Origin of the sequence: Streptomyces sp. NPDC006476 (assembly GCF_040612015.1) — a bacterium.
Lineage (GTDB): Bacteria > Actinomycetota > Actinomycetes > Streptomycetales > Streptomycetaceae > Streptomyces > Streptomyces griseorubiginosus_B.
On sequence record NZ_JBEXPK010000213.1, the window covers coordinates 1 to 3,518 of the forward strand.

5 protein-coding genes are annotated in these 3,518 nt (G+C 67.1%); 1 reads left to right on the forward strand and 4 read right to left on the reverse strand.

Going from position 1 to position 3,518, the window contains the following annotated elements; all coding sequences use genetic code 11:
* Positions 1 to 36 precede the first annotated feature (36 nt).
* From ABZZ74_RS53025 to ABZZ74_RS53040, 4 genes are all read right to left on the reverse strand, one after another.
* The gene (locus tag ABZZ74_RS53025) at positions 37 to 816 is read right to left on the reverse strand and encodes a site-specific integrase (RefSeq protein ID WP_356951287.1); all 780 of its coding nucleotides are present in this window, start codon (positions 814 to 816) and stop codon (positions 37 to 39) included.
* A gap of 111 nt (positions 817 to 927) precedes the next feature.
* Complete coding sequence (locus tag ABZZ74_RS53030; protein ID WP_356951288.1) at positions 928 to 2,001, reverse strand: site-specific integrase; 1,074 nt, start codon at positions 1,999 to 2,001, stop codon at positions 928 to 930.
* A 22-nt stretch (positions 2,002 to 2,023) separates the two neighbouring features.
* On the reverse strand, positions 2,024 to 2,266 hold the full coding sequence (locus ABZZ74_RS53035) for a hypothetical protein (protein WP_356951289.1): 243 nt from the start codon (positions 2,264 to 2,266) through the stop codon (positions 2,024 to 2,026).
* 87 nt (positions 2,267 to 2,353) lie between these two features.
* Positions 2,354 to 2,701 (reverse strand): hypothetical protein, encoded by a 348-nt coding sequence (locus ABZZ74_RS53040; protein WP_356951290.1) that lies wholly within the window; start codon positions 2,699 to 2,701, stop codon positions 2,354 to 2,356.
* 298 nt (positions 2,702 to 2,999) lie between these two features.
* Between ABZZ74_RS53040 and ABZZ74_RS53045 the strand changes: the two genes are divergently transcribed.
* Positions 3,000 to 3,380, forward strand: a complete 381-nt coding sequence (locus ABZZ74_RS53045; RefSeq protein ID WP_356951291.1) for a hypothetical protein — start codon at positions 3,000 to 3,002, stop codon at positions 3,378 to 3,380.
* Positions 3,381 to 3,518: the final 138 nt, after the last annotated feature.

Genomic DNA, 3,518 nt, shown 5'->3' on the forward strand with positions numbered 1-3,518 from the left:
TCGACGCCCTGCACCCCGCCTGCCACCGTCAACGCGTCAAGGCCCGCCCCCGCAAGAACCCCACCAGCAAGTACGGACCCAACGCCGGACAACACCGGACTTGGCCCGAGCCCGGTTGTCGTTGACCCGCGGCGTGACCGTCAACTCGCCCTCCGCCGCAGCCAGGTCCTCGTGCCGGAGCCCGAGCGCCTCACCGATCCGGATTCCCGTCTCCCACAGCAGCGCGAACAAGAACCGGTCCCGCAGTCGGGTGCAGGCGTCCAGGATCGCCTGGACCTGGGCGGCGGTCAGGATCGTCGGATGTGTGCGCGGCGCGTTCAGCTTGATCGTGCGACGCCGCTCAGGCTGGCCGCCGGCCAAGTGATACAAAAACGGCTTCCAGCCCGAGCGCCGGGCGCGGACCGGCTGCAGCTCAGTGACGAGATCGCCGAGGTCCACACCGTGGCGTGCGTGGAAGACGTACAGACCGCTGACCGCGGACAGCTTCCGGTTGACCGTGGTCACCCCGCAGTGATGCTCGGCCGACGGCAGCATCGTGACGCGGCCGTCGCGGCCTGCGGGCGGCAGGCGGAGCCAGGCAACGAACTCGCCCAGGTCCTCCAGCCGGACCTCGCGCCAGTCCAGGTCCCGTCGGTGGAGGAAGACGAACCAGTCCTTCAGATCATGGGCGTATGCCTTGACCGTGTTCGGCGACCGCTCGATGTCGGTTAGGTAGGAGAGGTAGCGCTCGATCGGCTCGACTATGCCGCCCTCGTCGCCGAGCACGGTCCACGACTCAAGCGACGAGGTGGGCATCAGCACCCGTTGCACCAGCATCAGACCTCCTGGGGAACTGCGTGATGGACGGCGGTAGATAACCACCTCCACCACACAGATCTCCGCCCATCCCAGGCCCGTGCTGCACGTCAAGGACACAGTCCAGAGGACTCAAGAGAACCTGCACGAACCGCGCGGGGTAGCCGAACTCCGTGAGGTGCGTGATGTAGCAGTGCGAAGACAGTGCAGATCGAGGGCCCCATCCAGACCGGCCGCGTCCCGAGCTGTGGTGAAGGCCTCGTTGATCAAGCGTGGCGACATCCGCCCGGCCCGCTCGGTCACCCACAATGCCGGATGCCGGCCCGGCGCCAGCCGGGGACGCACCTCATGCACCCACTCGCCCAGGACATCGACCACCCAGTCCATCTCCGGCACCAGCAACACGGTCCGCCGCTTCGGGGGCGCCCCCTTGGACGACTTCCCGTACCGCACCGCCATCGAGCCGAACTGCCCGAACTGCGGGCTCTTCCGATGCCGACGCAAGTCCACCAGGTCGACCAGGGAGGACTCGGTGCGCCGAGTGCCGTAGGCGTAGATCGTCTTCAGCACCGCGGCGTCACGCAGCGCGGTCAGCGTCCCCTTCCGCCCGTGTCCGCGGATCTGGGCCGGCCGGGCATCGGCCGCGTCGAACAGGGCCTGGACCTCGTCGTAGGTCAGCGCCCGACGCCGAGGGTCGCCCTCGTACTCCAGCGTGTGCACCACCGAGTTGGCCTCGTGAAATACGACCTGAGGTGCCTGCCCGAACCGCTCCCGGCAGGTGTCCACCCATCCGTACCGGCGGTTCAGCAGGTACTCCACGAACAAGGTGATCGTCACCTCGTACGTCCGCGCCGTCGACATACGGATCGGATTGGCGCCGCTACGCAGGTGCGCGATGAACGCTTCGCCGTCCGCTGGAGTCCATTGCCACGGGTACAGCCCGGTGAACACCTCGAACCGGTTGATCAGACGCAGCCGCGGTTCGATCGTCGAAGCCTTCAGGAACCGGGCGTGTTGCTGCCGGGCCCAGCCCTCCTTCATTGCCGTGAACACCGCTGATTCCGGGGCCAGGTGTACGACGTTCGGAGCGAGGAGGAGACGCGCTGAACCGGGTGCCTCAGCGACCATGGCGGCTGTTGTATCAAACGCATCAATGTTGCGTCTATCGCTACCGTCCTGGTCGCGGCTCCGCTGTGACGCCGACACGGCAAGGGAGTTGGAGGAGTAATCAGCGGAAACGGCGATTCTGGCGAGCCGCAGCGTGTTGCATCAACTGCAATTCATCGCGTTTTCGCTGTTGCGGTACGCGGGAAGCCCGACCTGGTAGAGCCAGCCCCGTCGGCGTCTGCTGGCGCTTCCACAGCCGGGCGACGACTTCCTGGGCCGGGGTGTCGAGCAGGGGATCGGCGGGCAGCACGACACGGACCGGCACAACAGCCGGCGCGGAAGCAGAGTCGAATGACGGTGTCACCGCACCACCGTAAGTGCCGTCAGGAAGGCCGGAACGAGCCGTCGGGCGGGCCTCTGGCCAACCGTGGACGGGACAAGCCGGGCATGCTCAGCTCCCCTGCCCTGGGCCTACGGCACGCAGCGCCTGCGCAGTCTTCTCGCAGGCGAGTGCGATGTGCTGGCGAAAGGCGTGGATCTTCGGATTGGTCACCTCGCGACGCAGAGCCGCGAGCGCCTCGATCCATTCCACGGCGTCCTCGGGCAGGGTGTAGGGCTCCCCGTTCAGCCGTTGTGCCGCCCGGGGCGCCGGCGGGACCTTGTCCTCGTTACGGAGCACGACGGTGTGCGTGCGTTCCACGATCTCGCGGACCGGCCCGCGGCTCTGACCGCCTTCGCTGACCGGGCGCTCCGCGCGATCCTGCGCACTGCGTAGTTCCCAGGCCCTGCGGCGGTGCACAGGAGTGCAGTAGCGCGGGGGCCGGCCGCGGCCGCCGTATGCGACCGGTTCACATCTGCGTCAACTCACCCAGATGTCCGGGCGCGTACACACCCCCAGCCGTCTCGATCCTTCGCGTGATGACACACTTCTCCTGCAACGGGATTCCAGTGCTTGATCGACTCGCTTCGCAACAAGTTGATCTACCAGGAGGCCCAGTTGCCTCGTTCCCGTACCCCTTGACAAGCACCTCAAGATCCAAACGCAACGGCGTTGCGTTCCCGTTCGTTTGGTGATCAAGGATGACCAGGAGGCTTCCATGGCCGACGACTACCTCGGTGTGGACACCGGCGCGATCGCCGCAGCCGTGGCTCCCACCCGGGAGATGGCTCAACGCATTCTGGACGTCAAGTCCGCCCTTGTCGCGCGGCTGAGCGAGTTAGGCGCGCCGTGGGGCGACGACGAGACCGGTCGGCAGTTCCTGGAGCAGTATCAGGGCGGGAAGAACGATCTGCTGGCCGGTTTCGAGGGGGCCTCCGAGGTCCTGCGGAGCATGGCGGACGGTGTGGACACGATGGCCAAGGGCTTCCAGTGGACCGAGGAGCAGAACATGGAGGCGGCCAGCGTCCTGACCAACGGCGTCAGGAGCGGTGAGGGAATCCACGGTGGGATGCCGTGGCACGGAGGCAAGCACTCCTGACGCCCCGGCCTCTCCGCGCCCCATTCGCCGCCCCTCCCCCCCACCCACACCGAGAACGGCTCCGGCATCCACTATGAGTATCGACCTGCCCCCAGAGCTCGCCTGGGTCGCGAGATTGGCTGTTGGCCAGGCGTGGCC

Bases quoted from the DNA above. Each gene is read 5' to 3' on its own strand.
- ABZZ74_RS53025 (WP_356951287.1), bottom strand. From the start codon at position 816: ATGCTGGTGCAACGGGTGCTGATGCCCACCTCGTCGCTTGAGTCGTGG.
- ABZZ74_RS53045 (WP_356951291.1), top strand. From the start codon at position 3,000: ATGGCCGACGACTACCTCGGTGTGGACACCGGCGCGATCGCCGCAGCC.